The sequence below is a fragment of the Nostoc sp. genome (assembly GCF_036916655.1).
Classification (GTDB): domain Bacteria; phylum Cyanobacteriota; class Cyanobacteriia; order Cyanobacteriales; family Nostocaceae; genus Nostoc.
Genome location: NZ_JBALFY010000017.1, coordinates 39,895 through 55,701, shown reverse-complemented (window position 1 = coordinate 55,701; position 15,807 = coordinate 39,895). Strand labels below are relative to the sequence as shown.

General features: G+C 41.4%; 13 protein-coding genes and 1 pseudogene. 9 read left to right on the top strand and 5 right to left on the bottom strand.

The window, feature by feature from the left end; all coding sequences use genetic code 11:
* Nucleotides 1-86 precede the first annotated feature (86 nt).
* The 6 genes and pseudogenes from V7L31_RS04130 to rnhA all read left to right on the top strand — a co-directional run.
* Nucleotides 87-899: pseudogene (locus V7L31_RS04130) on the top strand (transposase); the annotation flags it as partial.
* Nucleotides 900-1,217: 318 nt separating this feature from the next.
* Nucleotides 1,218-1,940 (top strand): 6-phosphogluconolactonase, encoded by a 723-nt coding sequence (pgl, locus tag V7L31_RS04125; RefSeq protein WP_334695072.1) that lies wholly within the window; start codon nucleotides 1,218-1,220, stop codon nucleotides 1,938-1,940.
* 241 nt (nucleotides 1,941-2,181) lie between these two features.
* On the top strand, nucleotides 2,182-3,054 hold the full coding sequence (locus V7L31_RS04120; RefSeq protein ID WP_334695071.1) for an FHA domain-containing protein: 873 nt from the start codon (nucleotides 2,182-2,184) through the stop codon (nucleotides 3,052-3,054).
* 61 nt (nucleotides 3,055-3,115) lie between these two features.
* Nucleotides 3,116-3,262 carry a hypothetical protein gene (locus tag V7L31_RS04115; protein ID WP_334695070.1) on the top strand — a complete coding sequence of 49 codons (147 nt, stop codon included), beginning with the start codon at nucleotides 3,116-3,118 and terminating at the stop codon, nucleotides 3,260-3,262.
* 150 nt (nucleotides 3,263-3,412) lie between these two features.
* On the top strand, nucleotides 3,413-4,156 hold the full coding sequence (locus V7L31_RS04110; RefSeq protein WP_334695069.1) for a M50 family metallopeptidase: 744 nt from the start codon (nucleotides 3,413-3,415) through the stop codon (nucleotides 4,154-4,156).
* A gap of 135 nt (nucleotides 4,157-4,291) precedes the next feature.
* A complete protein-coding gene (gene rnhA, locus V7L31_RS04105; protein ID WP_334695068.1) occupies nucleotides 4,292-5,200 on the top strand; it encodes a ribonuclease HI in 909 nt (302 codons plus the stop codon).
* A gap of 121 nt (nucleotides 5,201-5,321) precedes the next feature.
* On the opposite strand, the gene cruG is transcribed toward rnhA, so the two are convergent.
* Together cruG and cruF are read right to left on the bottom strand one after the other, a co-directional pair.
* The gene (gene cruG / locus V7L31_RS04100) at nucleotides 5,322-6,518 is read right to left on the bottom strand and encodes a 2'-O-glycosyltransferase CruG (RefSeq protein WP_334695067.1); all 1,197 of its coding nucleotides are present in this window, start codon (nucleotides 6,516-6,518) and stop codon (nucleotides 5,322-5,324) included.
* Between the two features lie 117 nt (nucleotides 6,519-6,635).
* Nucleotides 6,636-7,544, bottom strand: a complete 909-nt coding sequence (cruF, locus tag V7L31_RS04095; protein WP_334695066.1) for a gamma-carotene 1'-hydroxylase CruF — start codon at nucleotides 7,542-7,544, stop codon at nucleotides 6,636-6,638.
* A gap of 410 nt (nucleotides 7,545-7,954) precedes the next feature.
* On the opposite strand from cruF, the gene V7L31_RS04090 reads away from it, so the two are divergent.
* Entirely contained in the window at nucleotides 7,955-8,404 is a 450-nt protein-coding gene (locus V7L31_RS04090; RefSeq protein WP_334695065.1) for a hypothetical protein, read from the top strand.
* A gap of 192 nt (nucleotides 8,405-8,596) precedes the next feature.
* On the opposite strand, the gene V7L31_RS04085 is transcribed toward V7L31_RS04090, so the two are convergent.
* A complete protein-coding gene (locus V7L31_RS04085) occupies nucleotides 8,597-9,370 on the bottom strand; it encodes an MlaE family ABC transporter permease (RefSeq protein WP_334695064.1) in 774 nt (257 codons plus the stop codon).
* Between the two features lie 678 nt (nucleotides 9,371-10,048).
* Between V7L31_RS04085 and V7L31_RS04080 the strand changes: the two genes are divergently transcribed.
* A complete protein-coding gene (locus V7L31_RS04080) occupies nucleotides 10,049-10,381 on the top strand; it encodes a hypothetical protein (RefSeq protein ID WP_334695063.1) in 333 nt (110 codons plus the stop codon).
* A 441-nt stretch (nucleotides 10,382-10,822) separates the two neighbouring features.
* Here the strand turns inward: V7L31_RS04080 and V7L31_RS04075 are convergent, their stop codons facing one another.
* The gene (locus V7L31_RS04075; RefSeq protein WP_334695062.1) at nucleotides 10,823-11,155 is read right to left on the bottom strand and encodes a hypothetical protein; all 333 of its coding nucleotides are present in this window, start codon (nucleotides 11,153-11,155) and stop codon (nucleotides 10,823-10,825) included.
* 97 nt (nucleotides 11,156-11,252) lie between these two features.
* Nucleotides 11,253-11,642 carry a hypothetical protein gene (locus V7L31_RS04070; RefSeq protein ID WP_334695061.1) on the bottom strand — a complete coding sequence of 130 codons (390 nt, stop codon included), beginning with the start codon at nucleotides 11,640-11,642 and terminating at the stop codon, nucleotides 11,253-11,255.
* Between the two features lie 409 nt (nucleotides 11,643-12,051).
* Between V7L31_RS04070 and V7L31_RS04065 the strand changes: the two genes are divergently transcribed.
* On the top strand, nucleotides 12,052-15,606 hold the full coding sequence (locus tag V7L31_RS04065; protein WP_334695060.1) for an NB-ARC domain-containing protein: 3,555 nt from the start codon (nucleotides 12,052-12,054) through the stop codon (nucleotides 15,604-15,606).
* Nucleotides 15,607-15,807: the final 201 nt, after the last annotated feature.

The window sequence follows — 15,807 nt, the reverse complement described above, 5'->3', positions numbered from 1 at the left end:
TACCCTAGCCTGGATAGTGCCACTTTGTTTCTAACTTGATTGCTGATCAGGTAAATCCGCTTGTCAATAGGGTTTGAGACGCGCTAACCCTGATAGAGCTAGCATCAGAGATAATTACAGAATTAATGGAATCAGGGTTCAATATTGAATTAGTACTGGCTGATAGTTTATATGGTGAAAGTAGCCAATTCATTAGAAAAATTGCTGAATATAACTTAGGTTATGTGGTGTCAATTAGAAGTAATCATGGAGTCTGGCTACCAGCAGGGCAAAGGGTTAGGGCAAATAAGTGGTGTAAATTTGAGAGAACATTTAGCAATCAAAAATCAGAGACAAGATATATTAGAGAAATAATTTATGGTAAAAAAAGAGCCATAATTTACTGGGAAATAACTACTGATCCAGAAACCATGCCGGAAAATTCTACCTCCTTCGTGATGACGAATCTGCAAGGTAATCTCAAGAAAATATTAGGTGACTTATATGGATTAAGAACCTGGGTAGAATATGGGTTTCGACAGTGTAAACAGGAACTAGGATGGACAGATTACCGTTTTACTGATTTTCAACATATTGAGAGATGGTGGGAAATTATTTTTTGTGTTTATACGATGATTAGTTTAAATTCTTCAGTCTTATTAGGTTTAAATCAATCTTGTCAATTTGAGACTAAGACACAAGAAAATAATGATGTTGATTTTTCTAATCATCCACAATGGAACCATGAATCTGGATGGAAGAATACTTTAAATAATCTACGTCTCATTATCCAACCACTTTTACTATTTTGGTTGATTTATCCCTGGTTAAGTATTTTCCCTAATTCACATTTATTATTGGGATTCAATCATTTAATTGCTGCAATGAATCAATTTAAACCCTCTTATGCTTATGGATGATTTAGCTCCTGAACTACTTGCTTATCTCGGAAAGTGACAGAAGAGGGATATTAATTTTTAATAAGAATTAATAAATGTATTCTTTGTGGCGTTAATCAACCAAGTATCAAGTAACTGGATGTAAATAAAATAATCATCAGACTGGTTAGTAGTTAGTACGACTGACGACTGACTACTTAGGGTTGAAGGTGATAATGAGCATCTACATTTTTCTAGCCTACTTATGTCGACTATGTTAAATATTTCAAAAGTTAAAAAGGGGGATTGTAATAAGTTCGGTATGGTATTGCTGGAAGCCAGCAATATGATGATGAAGCCATGAACAAAACCGTTGAAGTTCTACCGGATCAGCCGGCGCTGGTTGCACGAGCGCTAGAATTAATTCTGTCTAAGTTAGAAACTGCTATTGAGCAGCGTGGGCAGTTTACTATCGCCTTGTCTGGTGGCAGTACACCTAAACCGTTATACGAAGCAATCGCTACTCAAAAACTACCTTGGGATAAAATTCATATATTCTGGGGAGATGAGCGCTACGTACCACCAGATCACCCCGATAGCAATGAACTGATGACGCGTCGTGCATGGCTAGATCGTGTTGATATCCCAGCAGCCAACATTCATCCTGTATCGACTTTAGAAGCTAATCCAGAGCTATCTGCTGCGAAGTATGAACAACATCTCAAAGAATTTTTCAATTCTTCTGGGGTTGAGTTTCCTGCATTGGATGTAGTATTACTAGGAATAGGTGATGATGCACATACCGCATCTTTGTTTCCCCACACAGAAGCTCTCAAAGTACGCGATCGCCTAGTGACTGTGGGTAACAAAGACGGAAACCCCAGGATCACCTTCACATACCCCTTCATCAACTCTGCTCGCAGCGTAATTTTTCTGGTTGCTGGTGCTAATAAACGACCAGCTTTAGCGCAAATCTTTGCACCTGTGGCCGATGATTTCACTTACCCATCCCGCTTAATTCGGCCCCAAGGAGAACTTTGGTGGCTGCTGGATGCAGCAGCAGGTTTGGAAATCCAACAATAATTGGGTATTGGGTATTGGGGACTGGGTATTGGGTATTGGGGACTGGGCAATAATCAATAGTTTTTCTTCCCCTGCTCCCCCTGCCTCCCCTGCTCCCTGCTCTCTTCCCCCCGCCCCCTGCGTAAGAGTGTCCAATTCATTGTTCCATTTGCAGTAATTGCTAGAATCTAAAGTTAGGGCCGCCCTCTGCTTGCCAGTCCTACCTATATTTATGATGATCTTGAACAAAGGCTAAATATCGATGATCGTCTGCCCTAATTGCAATCATCCCAACCCTGATGGTGCTGTCCAATGTGAAGCTTGTTATACACCGTTACCCGCGACTACTAATTGTCCCAGTTGTGGGGCAAGTGTGCAGGCAGATGCTGCATTTTGCGGTCAGTGTGGCTATAACCTTCACTCAGCAGGAGTTCCACACGTTCATACCGCAGTAGCTACAACAGTCACTCCAGATATTTCTGTGGAAGTACCGCCGTTAGTACCACCCGATCCACTACTAGAACTTTTACAACCAAATGCTTTGGGAATCGGTGAATCTACTAACTCTCGTCCCTCTGAATCATCTTTACCACCAACAGAGGTAGCAGTTCCCCCAGAACCAGCGCCACAGATACCTGTTACACCAACCAGCCCGCCAGAACCAGCGCCAACCATCGCAATTCAACCTGTAGTTTCTGTACAAAGTATTCCTACTCCACCACCTTTGGAACCAGAACCGACCTCTGAAGCCGAAGTATCCCCGCCACCAGCAACAACTGCAACTGCCGCTAGAACGCAATTGCAGCAGGTTACAGCGCGGTTAATCCACGTTCAAAGCGATCGCTTAATTGAATTGCCGCAAAATCTCTCTGTGGTTCATATCGGTAAACCAAATGACCGGATTCCCCCTGATATAGATGTTTCAGGATTTACTAATTCAGAAATTGTCTCGCGGATTCATGCAGATATTCGCGTCGAGGGAGATGCCCATTATGTAGAGGATGTGGGAAGTTCTAATGGCACTTATATTAATAATTTGCCACTTTTACCAGGCAACCGTCATCGCTTGCGACCAGGCGATCGCATCAGCTTAGGTAAAGGAGACTTGATGACATTCCTCTTTCAACTTGCTTAACTGATTTCGCTCAATTGTGACATCAGTCTAAGTACTTTCCGCCCATCCTCCAGCATCGCTTTTGGAGGAGAAACAAATAAACAGCATCAGACAAGCGACGGATGGCTATGTTGCTCTTGATAGCACCATAGGTTACAGCCGTCGCTTCGATGTACGAATTGTTGCATTTCTCAGCAACCCTAATACTTCAATAATTACATTAGGATAGATGAAAATACGCCGTCAATTTTAAATTTTGAATTCTAGATTTTAGATTGAAGGAATAATCTAAAATCTAAAATCCAAAATTGAATGCCCCACGAATTAATCTGGGGAATAATCTAAAATCTAAAATCTAAAATCTAAAATCAAGTGTCCTATGAGGGAATCAAGTAAAAATTTTGAAACCTTACTTACCAAAGAAGCCCCGCCAGTTGTTGAACGTATGGGACTTACCTGGCTAGTTGCCGCAGCGATCGCAACTGCTTTATTGTGGCAAATACCAGGAGGTGACTATATCTTATACCCATTTACAATTCTGGCAACTTGGTTTCATGAAATGGGTCACGGCTTGATGGCACTGCTATTAGGGGGACAGTTCCAAAAATTAGAGATTTTTAGCAATGGTTCTGGTGTCGCAACTTATGGCATCCGGTCGTTATTTGGGCCAATTGTCCCGGCAATAATCGCCGCCGCAGGCCCAATGGGGCCACCGATTGCCGGTGCAGTGTTGATTCTGGCTTCCCGCAGTTTTACAGCAGCAACCCTCTGTTTAAAAATATTAGGGAGTTTTCTACTATTTTCGACATTAATTTGGGTGCGTTCTTGGTTCGGATTAGTGGCAATTCCCTTACTGGGTTTAATAATCTTAGGTATCGCCCTGAAAGCACCTCGTTGGGCGCAAGGTTTTGCCATTCAAATTCTGGGTGTGCAAGCTTGTGTAAGTACGTACCATCAACTTGATTATCTATTTAGCAGTTCGGCTGGCCCCCTTGGAATCTCTGATACAGCACAAATGCAGCGATACTTGCTTCTACCTTACTGGTTTTGGGGCGGATTAATGGCGATCGCATCTCTGGTAATTTTAATCCAAAGTCTCCGTGTTGCTTATCGCTCTAAGTAATGAGTAAGAGTGAGTAAGAGGCAGTATTAAAGCGATTACAGAACTAAAGAAAAAATTTATCGGTATAATAGCCTGGATATTGTAAAAAAAATTCGCCGCTAATAACTCTTGCCTTCGCGCTTCGATACTCTAAGCATGTCCACCCAACCCACAATTCAAAGCATATACACCGATGGTGCTTGCACCGGTAATCCTGGCCCTGGTGGTTGGGGTGTAGTCGTCTACTTCAGCGATGGCTCAATCCACGAAATAGGTGATGCATCCCCTCATACCACTAATAATAAAATGGAGATGCAGGCTGCGATCGCCGCTTTGCAATTCCTGCAAACGTCTCAACAAGCCCAACCTATCACCCTTCATACCGATAGCGAATACCTGATTAACTGCGTTACCAAGTGGGTGAAAGGCTGGAAAAAGAAAGGCTGGAAAAAAGCAGATGGTAAACCCGTCCAAAACCAAGACCTTTTAGAAATCTTAGATGAACTCAATACCCAACAGGTAAAATGGCAACACGTCCGGGGACATTCTGGTAACATAGGTAACGAACGTTGTGATGCGATCGCTCGCACCTATGCAAGTGGCAAAACCCCTACTCTACAACAATTATCTTCCACAGATTTTTATAAATCTTTACCTTCCACAAATGAACTAAATGTAGCAAAAGTAGCTGATTATGAAAAAAAACCTAGAATAATTAACCAAAGTCCGCAAGAAATCAGTACTTCTGCACCAGAAATAACCGTTATGGAACCATCAACCGGGCCAACTGCGGCCGTAACCGATGAAAAACCGCCAGAAATGAGGGTTTCGCAACTCCGCAGCTTGGTCGAAACTCTGCGTATAGCTGACGAAATTTCTGAAAAAGGCTACTTAATCACCAGTTCTGAGTTAGCAGACTTGATGGATGTCCACGCCAGCGCTGTCACCAGTCGTGGAGATCAATGGCGCTGGCGAAACTGGATAGTGTCACGGGTACGCCGTGAAGGAAATCAAATTCTTTGGGAATTGGAACGCGGGGATCAAGTAGGAGGGGAAGAGGACTAGGGGGCAGGGGAGCAGAGGGGCAGGGAGGCAGGGGAGAAAGTTCAGTAAGTTTTTCCCCTCTGCCCCTTTGCCCCTCCGCACCTCTGCCTCTTGTGCCCAATACCCAATACCCAATACCCAACTATATATATTTGCGTCCTCGCCACTCGCGCGGTGTGTGGAATGCAGATAAGAAGATTCGCAGTACAGCTAAGGGATCGGCAAAAGGAGAAAGCCAGAATAACCAGCCGCCTTTAGCAATTGTGCGATCGTAGGAAGGTGCGATCGCGATCAGCATAGCAAAGCGAATTACCACCAAGAATAAATTCAGTCCCAGCAGCAAGAGTGGGGGAGTGGGCAAATGTGAGAGTGGGGGAGAAATCAACAGAAAAGTGAGAACAATTAACAAGGGTAGACCTTGAACAGACGTGAGTAACCATAAATCTCCCCACAACTGAGAACTAGAAGTCGCATCCTTGAGATCGAGACTCCGCCCCCATTCTTTCCATGTCTCCATTGCCCCTTCATACATCCTTACCTTTAGTACCTTTGCACCGTCTAAAAAGCCTACCTTATAACCTTGAGCAGCAATATTTCGTGCCAAGGTAACATCATCACAAAAAGAACTCTTCGCACTGCTATAACCACCTACAGCCGCTAAAACCGAGCGACGACACAAAAAACACTGCCCATTTGCCATTACCCTTTCTGGCTGCTCTGTATTGATCCCCGCTGGGTCAAATCGGTAAAGTAGAGTCATCAACAAAGCAGGTTGTAGCCAGCACTCCCCAGGATATTTGAGAATGAATTGGGGTGAAAGGGAAACGAGATCATAGCCTTGTGCTTCGGCTGTCTTCACCAAACCAGCAACTAAACCAGGATGTGGTTGGATATCAGCATCCAACCCCAGAAACCACTGACTCGCTTCTGAGCTATATAGAAAACCATTATGCAACGCCCAAGGCCGCCCCACCCAACCAGAGGGTAAGGGATCATCTGTCATCAGGCGAAAGCGCGGATCTTTATGCTGTGAGGCTTTTACCAAGTCGGGAGTACCATCACTGGACTTACTATCTACAACCATAATTTCCCGAACTTCATAGCTTTGCTGACTTAAACCAGCCAACAGAGGGCTAATGCGAAGCGCCTCGTTGAGTGTAGGAACAACTACGCTAACCTTACCCAAAAGCTCAGGTGTTGGCTGTTGGGGTTCTATTGGAGGATGGCGTCTTGGCCCCTTTAATAGGCGCGAAAACAGAATCGCCGTTGCTGGTAATTGGATAAGTAGCAGAAAAAGGGAAATGGCGCTTTCTAATATCAAAGCGTTGTCATTATTCATTATTCATTGGGCATTGAGCATGGGGTATTGGGCATTGGACATGGAGCATTGGGCATTAGGTGGGTATTCTCCTAGTTTCCCCAGTTCCCAATCCCCAGTTCCCAATCCCAAATAGACTTATTTCAAGGCGACTTCAACCTTGGCTACTGATACTTCTTTGGTTACTGGTTCAAAAGTAACTTCAGTAGGTGTGGTTGAACTCCTGAACCATAGCGCTATGGCAGGAGTTACACCTAGCAATAAACCGAGTAATACAGGAATAGAGAACCCAGCTGCCAAGCTAAGACCGGCGGCGAAGGCAAAGTTAGTTAAATAAACTACTAAAGGCAGATTAAGTTGCGATCGCTCTAATTTAATCGAGGTATTTCTCCACAATAATCCTGCCACACTCATAAACAGAGCGCTAGTACCAAACCAACCTGCATAGTTCTGGTAAGGTGTCCCAAAAAAAGCTCCTGGTTGTTCCCAATACCAGAAGGGCAGAGAAGATTGACTCATAGCTGGCTCAAGGGCAAAATCCCAGCAAGTGAAGAGTAAAGCACCAACAGCTATAGCAGCAATATGGCGTCCCCAACTGGGTTTTTGAGCTACTTTCAAACCAGTTCTAGCAATTAAGTAAGACGACAGCCCAACATAGAACCAAGATAAGGGAATTGTGAAAGGAACTAACCCCCCAATCTTATAACCCAAGCCACTCAAGTAACTATAATCACCAAATGGAAATCCTGTACTAGTTCCCAGTAGTTCACTCCCCAAGGAGATAAACACAGCCGGCAACATAAATGCTAGCCAAGTTCTTAATCCCAACGTCCGGTAAGCATAAATAGAGACAGCTATTGTCCCCAAGATGATATCAACAACACCACCGCCAGCCATACTTAACTCTATGGCGGTTTCTCCAACCTGCGATGAGTTTAAAATTATTTCGGCATTAGGTACGACCAGTAGCATCCCTACTAGTCCAAAGGCTTTTGACACGATATGACCAATGAGGCATACGCGTTCAGCAATAACAAGTTGTCTCATGATAATTCCTTAAACAAGATGTGACACGCGGCTACTCGGCTGCTAACAGTTTACAAATCTTTAACAACATATTTAACTACTTTGTACCGCAATTATCGACAAACTTGTTTGGCTTTCTTGGGAAGAGCATAACAGCCTATTGATTGAAGCTATAAAAAAATATGATGATAGACTTACCAGTTTAAGCTATATAACCAAAATCTAGATAGTTTCATCTGCAAAAACTTCTGGTTTCTTATCTCATTGATACCCACATCCTGAAAAACTCCTTTTATACTGAGATATCCTTGAGCAAGAACAGCCATCATAAACTGAGCAAGCTCTCAAGCAAAATCAAGTCTTGAGTTACTACACTTAGTTATTGTTAGTTATCGAATAAAATCTTGACTCTGTACTAGGAATATTAACCCATGTCAATTTTGAAAAGAGTTCCTTGGGTCTCCCTGGCGCTAGTACTGCTTAGTTATAGTACTTTGGGTTGGGTAATATCTGAAACTCGTGCCCCTCTGTTTGTGTGGGCGGTAACTGTAGTTGCTATCTTGCTTTTAATCGTAACTTTGACCGCTCCTTGGCCGAGGATGACATACTACTACAGTATTTTACTTAAATCAAATACCAGGACTTTTGGTGTTGCCGTCTTAGCAGCTTTTTTATTTTTTATCATGATTGCCTGGTTTCGGGTATTTCTTGATACCTTACTCATCATTTCAGCGACTATATTAGTCAGGATAGACTTTCAAAGAGCCGGTCTTAGGGAAGGGTTAGCCTTTTCCACTGCGTCTATCTTTTCATTGGGAGGTTTAGCTTTGGGTGGGCTAATTTATAAGTTAATATATTCCCACATTCCTCTAACTTCATGAAGTCTACCCAAAAAAGCTAGCGATACCTGCTGCGGGCTATGCCAAGGATTCAGAATCAGTATTACTTTTGAACCTCACACGACTCAAAGTCTCGTGAGGTTCAATATTTTGCTTTGGGTCTGAATCCACGTACTTACTTATCTTAAGAGACTCCGATCCCCCAATCCCCAGTCCCCAGTTCAATACTTAGGTTCAAAATGCAGGCTGTTCAAACAGCAGTATAGAGAGGAAAAAATCCATAATAAAAATTGATACCCAACTAGTAACAACTGCTTTTGTTGCCGATTCTCCTACTTCTTTTGCTCCCCCTCTAGTAGTTAAACCCCAACTACAGCCAATGACCGCAACCAGCACTCCAAAAATAAACCCTTTTAGTAAAATAATAAACAAATCTGACGGCTGTAAAAAATTTCTGACTGATTCTAAAAATGTTTCGGGAATAATTTGGTAAAACTGTGAAGCGGCAAAAATTCCACCGATAATGCCTGTAACTAAAGCTAAAATCGTCATCAAAGGCACCATCAAACAACAAGCAATTACTCTAGGAAGTACTAAATAATCAATTGGATCAGTTTTCAGCATATAAAGTGCATCAATTTGCTCGGTGACTCGCATTGCACCTATTTCTGCTGCAAAAGCAGAACCTACTTGTCCTGCCATAATACTAGCGGTCAAAATTGGAGCTAATTCTCTACAAAAAGCTAAGGCAAAAGCACCTCCTACTGCATCGACAGCCCCAAATCTGACTAATTCCCTCGCCGTCTGAATAGTAAAAATCATTCCGGCAAAACCACTGACAAGAAGAACTGGAGAGATAGAACCTGGCCCAGCAGTCACGAGATGTTGCAGAATCTTACGATAGTATGTTTTTCCTTGGAGTAAATGTAGCCACACCTGACCAAAGAGCAGTATTGCTGCAAAACAGCGTGTAATCCAAGATTGCTCAAAATTTCTTTTTGGTTGCAATTTTATAGTCCTTACGACTGACTTTTTTTGCACATTCTGTTATTTAAACTCTCCAAAATAAGACTACAGATATAAACAACGGAAACTCAGCTAGGTGTAATCTGACTTTCTCAATTACGTAGATGCACAAAATGTAGCTTCCCGTTCGCGTAGCGTCTCCTGTAGGAGAAGGATATTACGAATTGGTATTAGGGTATGGTACATGAACAGATGCACTAGATGTCTACCCTCAAAGTAGAGGAGGTGTTTGAGCATGGTTCAATTTAGCTTAGTAAACTTGAGCGAAAAATAGCACTTATGGTAGTATCAGCTTTTTTGCTAGTGCTTGCCATATTTTTTGTGCTAGGGAACATGCAATCTCTGGTCTGTCAAACTAGGAAAAGTCGTAGGGGCACAGCATACCTATTGGTGTCAACTTCAGATGGAAATAGCTTATCTGTTGGCTGACATGCCCGCCCGGAAATAAATTTTTTTGGCTTTTAGCTTAAGTCAACTGAAGTAGACTGGAGATTTTTGGCAATATATATTTAGTCATCTTCAGATGACTTTAGCTATGAGACGGGAATTGAAATTCCCGGCGGACAAGCGGTTTCGCGTTAAGTTGACACCTATAAGCAATACTGTGCCCCTACCGTGTGGTCTATTTACCTGAAAATAGCTGTAATTAAATAACTTTTTATGGACAGGATTAGATACATAATATTTTTTGCGTTGCTATTAATACTGCCTTTCTCAGTGGTACATCCGGCTTTTGCAGATGTATGCCGCAATTACGATGTCTACGATGGGCTACGACTACACCACCAGATTTGCATTCTCAGTATCAGCCGAAGTGCAAAAAATTATTGGGAATACAAGGCAGCCATTAGTGTAGATGGAGTAAAAAGACCTACCGAGGTTTACAATTGCCGTGAGCGATTCAAGGTTCAACAGGGTGGAACTGTTTTGCCCTTTGAGCAAAAAGGCCCTGGTGAGATGATATGTAGCTTTTTTAATTCTTCTCGGCGGTAAACACGCGCCAGATAATGAAGACGGTGAAACCTAGATAAGCGAATACTGTTAGCCATTCTTGCCAGGCATTAAATGCATTATTCATCAGCAAAAGCCGGAAAATTAATATTTTTCAATCCTACATGCTGATGTGACCAGTTGGTTGCTGTATTTTGGGAGATAAAATAAGGATAGTCAAAAATTCTTAGCTAATTTTCCGGAATCGATCGCAGCTGGGTGGTAGTACATATCAGAGCATCGATATTATACTGAACTTCTATAACAAACCTTCGGGGAATATATCCCCATTGTTTCCGCCCAAAACCCGGTCTTCATGACCGGGTTTTGATTTTGCTTCTATTTTAAGTTTTATTAACTAGTGGTCTGTCCCAAAAGTTTTGAGAGGTTAGTGGTGTTCAGATCCCCGACTTCTTCAAGAAGTCGGGGATCTAGCGAACAGACTCAAAGACTACTGTCGTCAATATTAAGCAAAGAAGAATCAGCCCACACCGGAAAATAACCCAATATAAAACAAAGGGTAGTAGATTCATCGCAATATGTGAACTTCCAAAAATTGCTGACATAAGGTAAGCGATCGCTAGACCAAATAATCCCAGCGCAAAATATTTGAGAAACCGGGAAGTCAAACGAAATAAAAAGCTGTGACGATTCGTATCCATATTTTCCTCCTGATAAATTAATAAAAAACAGCAGGGTTGATGTGGCACTTTTTAGCACCATATCAACCCTGCTGTAGTCTTTTTCTAGACTCTCTTGGGCTGGAAAGTTATTCACTTGTTAACCTCAATAACGAAAACAATTTTCTACTGTTTCTCTAAAGCTTGAGGTGAAATCAGTGGCTTTTGGTAATTACTTAAAAAACAACCAAATCTTAGTCAATATCCAACAATTCAGATACCATCCAGCCAAATATCGGCGCGGTATTTCCTTTCTTGCATTTAGAAAAGTCTAGGCTGAGTAGTCCAAACCCCTTCTTTAACAATCCTCTCAATCCCACTCGAAAGCGATCGCGATAGATAGATACCTGACTTTGCGTATCTGTTGTATCTGTTGGTAACTCCTCTAAATACCTATTTAGATCCGCATGAACGCAACGAAAAGAACCTCGAAAAGAGATGACACGCACTTCAAACTCATCGGTTCCGATCTTGCGGATACTCACTTCAATCATTCCATCCTTGCAAGTGTGACAAGCAAGAATGTCTTTCTCAAGTAAATCAAATAATTCCTGAGCAGAATTTGAAACGTCAGGTGTTGGCATAGTGTGGGGTACCTCAGTGCTAGTTACTTCAGCTATCCTCGCGATTCACACCTAATTTGTTATCGATTCTACATTTACTTTATTAATCTTGTCAATAAGTTGATAGATGTAAATTGACAACTTGATAATTTAGAGTATAGTTTAGTAGTGTCTTGTCAATTCACTTTTCTGTAAGATGCTAGGCGATGTCCATGATGGGCTACGCTAACGCGCAGAACTGGAGACTGGGAAACCCGATAAATTTATCGGGTTTGTGGTTGAGTCCAATACAGACCTAACTCCCAACCCTTTCCCTACTAGTGTTGGGGAGTAAGAATAAAAAGAGAAGATTTGGGTATAAAGCAGTAAAAATATATCTCACATCTACCTCACATATCGATAAATAGTTTTGGCTGGAGAAATTTATTTCATGACGGAAATTCCTGAAAGTTTCTTGAGAGCGGTTACAGCCGAACACAATGTATCTGAGGCTGAGGTAAGTGCCTTACTTCTAGCTTTAGCTGGCCAAACGGCAGAATCTATTGCCACCACTCTCGAAATTAGTGCCGCAGCAGTGCGAAAGCGGCTTGGTTCGGTTTACCAAAAGTTTGACATTGCTGGGAGTACTCCTGGGAAATTAGAAGTAATCAGGAGTATCTTCCAGGAGAGATATCAGTTATCAACGGTAGTTAATACCTCATCCTGTTATGATTTTGGCGAAGCCCCTGATGTCCCCGTTTTCTTTGGACGTGAGTCGGAGTTAGAGGTTTTAGAGCAATGGGTAAATAAAGATCGTTCCCGACTGGTGGGAATATTTGGGATGGGGGGAATTGGCAAAACAGCGTTATCTATCAAGCTGGCACAGAAAATTCAGGAACAGTTTGAATATGTTATCTGGCGATCGCTACGTCATGCACCCTCTGTTAAGGAGATTTTTGCAGACTTGATTGAGTTTTTCTCCAAAAAGAATGAGCCTAAAGAAGTAGGAATTTCGCAATTGATTGCCTTTTTGCGGAAACATCGCTGTTTATTGGTACTGGATAATGTCGAGTCAGTTTTACTTGGAGGTGATTATGTCGGTCAATATCGAGAAGGATATGAAGAATATGGAGAATTCTTTCGACAAGTTGGGGAAGTGCCTCATCAAAGCTGTTTAGTCTTAACCAGTCGTGAAAGTCCTAAAGAAATTATCACCTTAGAAGGAAACAATCTTAAAGTTAAATCCTTGCAGCTAAGTGGGCTAGAAAATATCGCCGCAAAAAGTATATTTGTGGGCAAAGGTGATTTTTTGGCTTCAGAGAAAGACTGGAACAAGTTAATTAATCAGTATGCGGGTAATCCTTTAGCCTTAAAAATCGTTTGTAATACGATTCAAGAAGTTTTTGGTAGCAATATATCAGAGTTCATTAGTTGTGACATATCTGTACTATTTGGAGATATCCGCAATTTATTAGAACAGCAGTTTAATCGGCTATCAAATTTAGAAAAAGAGATTTTATACTGGCTAGGAACTAATTGCAAACCTACTTCGTTTGTCGAATTACAAGCAGATATTATTTCAACGACATCACAACCAGAATTAATTGAAGCTTTAGAATCACTGCGGCGGCGAGCGCTAATTTTTAACGAGAAGGGTTTGGCGAAATTCATGCTCCAAGCCGTAGTGATGGAATATATCATTAGCCAATTTGTTAATCAGGTTTCTGAAGAAATTGTTTCTGAGGTTACTCTAGAAAATATTTCCTTGTTAAAAAATCATGCCTTACTCAAAGCGCAAACAGAAGGAAAGACTAGAAATGCTCAAATTCGTTTAATTCTAGAGCCAGTTATTGAAAAGCTAATTAATAAATTTGGCAATAAAGACCGGATTAAAGAACATCTCTTAAAAATTATCAAATTGCTGCAAATAAACACTCCTTTAACATCTGGTTATGCTGGTGGGAATATTATTAACCTCCTTTGTCATCTGGGAATTGATTTAAGTGGATGTGATTTTTCTACTTTAAAGATATGGCAAGCATACCTCATCAATGTGAACCTGCATAATGTAAACTTTGCAAACTCTGACTTATCTAAATCTGTATTTACAGGAATCTTCGATAGTATTTTATCAGTGGCATTTAATCCTGTAAATGGAGAAATTGTTGCTACAGGTGACGCTGATGGTCGGATTAGCTTTTGGCAAGCTACTTATGGTGAGCAATTATTTCATTGGAAAGCACATGCTAATTGGGTAAGAACTGTTGCCTTTAGCCCCGATGGTAAAACTTTAGTTAGTTGTAGTGATGACCATACTGTAAAACTCTGGGATGTTGCTAGCCAAAAACACCTCATGACTTTTGAAGAACATACTAGCTGGGTTAGGTCTGTTGTCTTCAGTCCTGATGGCAAAATTGTCGCTAGTGCTAGTAGTGATAAAACTATTAGACTCTGGGATCTGGATACCCAAAAATGTTGGAAAATTTTCAAGGGACATAGCAACTTTGTTCGTTCTGTTGCCTTTAGTCCTGATGGAAAAATACTCGCAAGTGGTAGTGCTGATCAAACTGTAAAGTTGTGGGATGTGAAAACAGGTAAATGTTTGAAAACTCTAGAAGGACATACAAAATTAGTCCAGTCCATAGTTTTTAGTTCTGATGGAGAAATACTTGTCAGTTGTAGCAATGACAAAACTGTAAAACTTTGGGATGTTCAAACAGGGAAGTTATTAAAAACTCTAGAAGGACATACTAACTTAGTCCATTCTATAGCCTTGAGTCCCATCTCTTCTTCACAAGGAAGAGAGATCATCGCCAGTTGTAGCGACGACAAAACGGTGAAACTCTGGGATATTCAAACGGGGAAATTATTAAAAAATCTAGAAGGACATAGTAATTCTATTCTGTCTGTTGCATTTAGTCCCGACGGAAAAACACTTGCTAGTGGTGGCTATGATAAAACCGTTCGGTTTTGGGAGATCGAAAATTATCAATGTATCCAAATCTTGCAGGGATATACCAATTGGGTACACGATCTAGCCCTGAGTCCAGATGGGAAGATAATTGCTAGTAGCAATGATGATAAAACCGTTAGGCTGTGGGATGTTCAGACTGAAGAATGTATCAGTACTTTGGAAGGACACGCTGGCCGCCTTTGGTCTGTTGCTTTTAGTCCGCTAGCTGGGGGGCTATTAGCTAGCGGCGGTGATGACCAAACTATTCGTATTTGGGATACTGAAAGTGGACAGTGCGTGAAAATTTTGCAAAATAGCGATCGCATCCGCTCTATTGCTTTTAGTTATGATGGTCAAATTCTAGCTAGTAGCAGTATTGACTGCAACATCAAGCTATGTAATGTTCGCACTGGCCAATGTTTTGAAACATTACAGGGGCATACAAATTGGGTACAGTCGGTCAGTTTTAGCCCTGATGGTGAAATCCTCGCTAGTGGTAGTGACGATCAAACACTGCGACTGTGGAATCTTCATACAGGGGAATGTATTCGGGTTTTAGAAGGACATACTATGCGAATATGGTCTGTTGCTTTTAGCCCGATTCTCCCTTCACAAGGAAAATTTGGAGGGCTATTAGCTAGTGGCGGTGATGACAAAACAGTACGGCTGTGGGATGTTCAGACTGGCGAATGTTGCAAAGTTTTAGTCAATAACGATTGGATACGTTCTGTTGCTTTTAGTCTTGATGGTAAGATTCTTGGCTGTGCTTGCGTTAATCACACTGTGGAAATTTGGGATGTTGACACAGGTCAACGTCTGATTATTTTACAAGGACATAATAATTGGGTTCGTTCTGTTACCTTCAGTGCAGATGGAACTTTGTATAGTGGTTCCCAGGATGGGGCTATTAAGCAATGGAATGTCACAACTGGAGAGTGTATCAAAACCCTCATGCCAAAAAGACCTTATGAAGGAATGAATATCAAAGGTGTTTCCGGTTTAGGGGAAGAACAAACAAATACACTTAAAGAATTGGGTGCTATTGAAGATTAATCAGTTAATTAAAAATAATGAAAACTATACTCTTTAATTGCACTATTGAAAATGTGTATTAGTTTATTATTGTTGAGTCTCATTAATTTTTCGTGAGGATTGCCATTATGCCAAATTATATCGGCCGGATGATTTTTCAAAACAAACTTGTTTCTACGCTTGCGAAAGCGCCACTATATTTATATTTGCCAGATACTTACC

What these genes read in the sequence shown, in the direction of transcription:
- pgl (WP_334695072.1), top strand. Translation starts at nt 1,218, where the DNA reads ATGAACAAAACCGTTGAAGTTCTACCGGATCAGCCGGCGCTGGTTGCA.
- V7L31_RS04120 (WP_334695071.1), top strand. Translation starts at nt 2,182, where the DNA reads ATGATCGTCTGCCCTAATTGCAATCATCCCAACCCTGATGGTGCTGTC.
- V7L31_RS04110 (WP_334695069.1), top strand. Translation starts at nt 3,413, where the DNA reads ATGAGGGAATCAAGTAAAAATTTTGAAACCTTACTTACCAAAGAAGCC.
- rnhA (WP_334695068.1), top strand. Translation starts at nt 4,292, where the DNA reads ATGTCCACCCAACCCACAATTCAAAGCATATACACCGATGGTGCTTGC.
- cruG (WP_334695067.1), bottom strand. Translation starts at nt 6,518, where the DNA reads ATGAATAATGACAACGCTTTGATATTAGAAAGCGCCATTTCCCTTTTT.
- cruF (WP_334695066.1), bottom strand. Translation starts at nt 7,544, where the DNA reads ATGAGACAACTTGTTATTGCTGAACGCGTATGCCTCATTGGTCATATC.
- V7L31_RS04090 (WP_334695065.1), top strand. Translation starts at nt 7,955, where the DNA reads ATGTCAATTTTGAAAAGAGTTCCTTGGGTCTCCCTGGCGCTAGTACTG.
- V7L31_RS04080 (WP_334695063.1), top strand. Translation starts at nt 10,049, where the DNA reads ATGGACAGGATTAGATACATAATATTTTTTGCGTTGCTATTAATACTG.
- V7L31_RS04070 (WP_334695061.1), bottom strand. Translation starts at nt 11,642, where the DNA reads ATGCCAACACCTGACGTTTCAAATTCTGCTCAGGAATTATTTGATTTA.
- V7L31_RS04065 (WP_334695060.1), top strand. Translation starts at nt 12,052, where the DNA reads ATGACGGAAATTCCTGAAAGTTTCTTGAGAGCGGTTACAGCCGAACAC.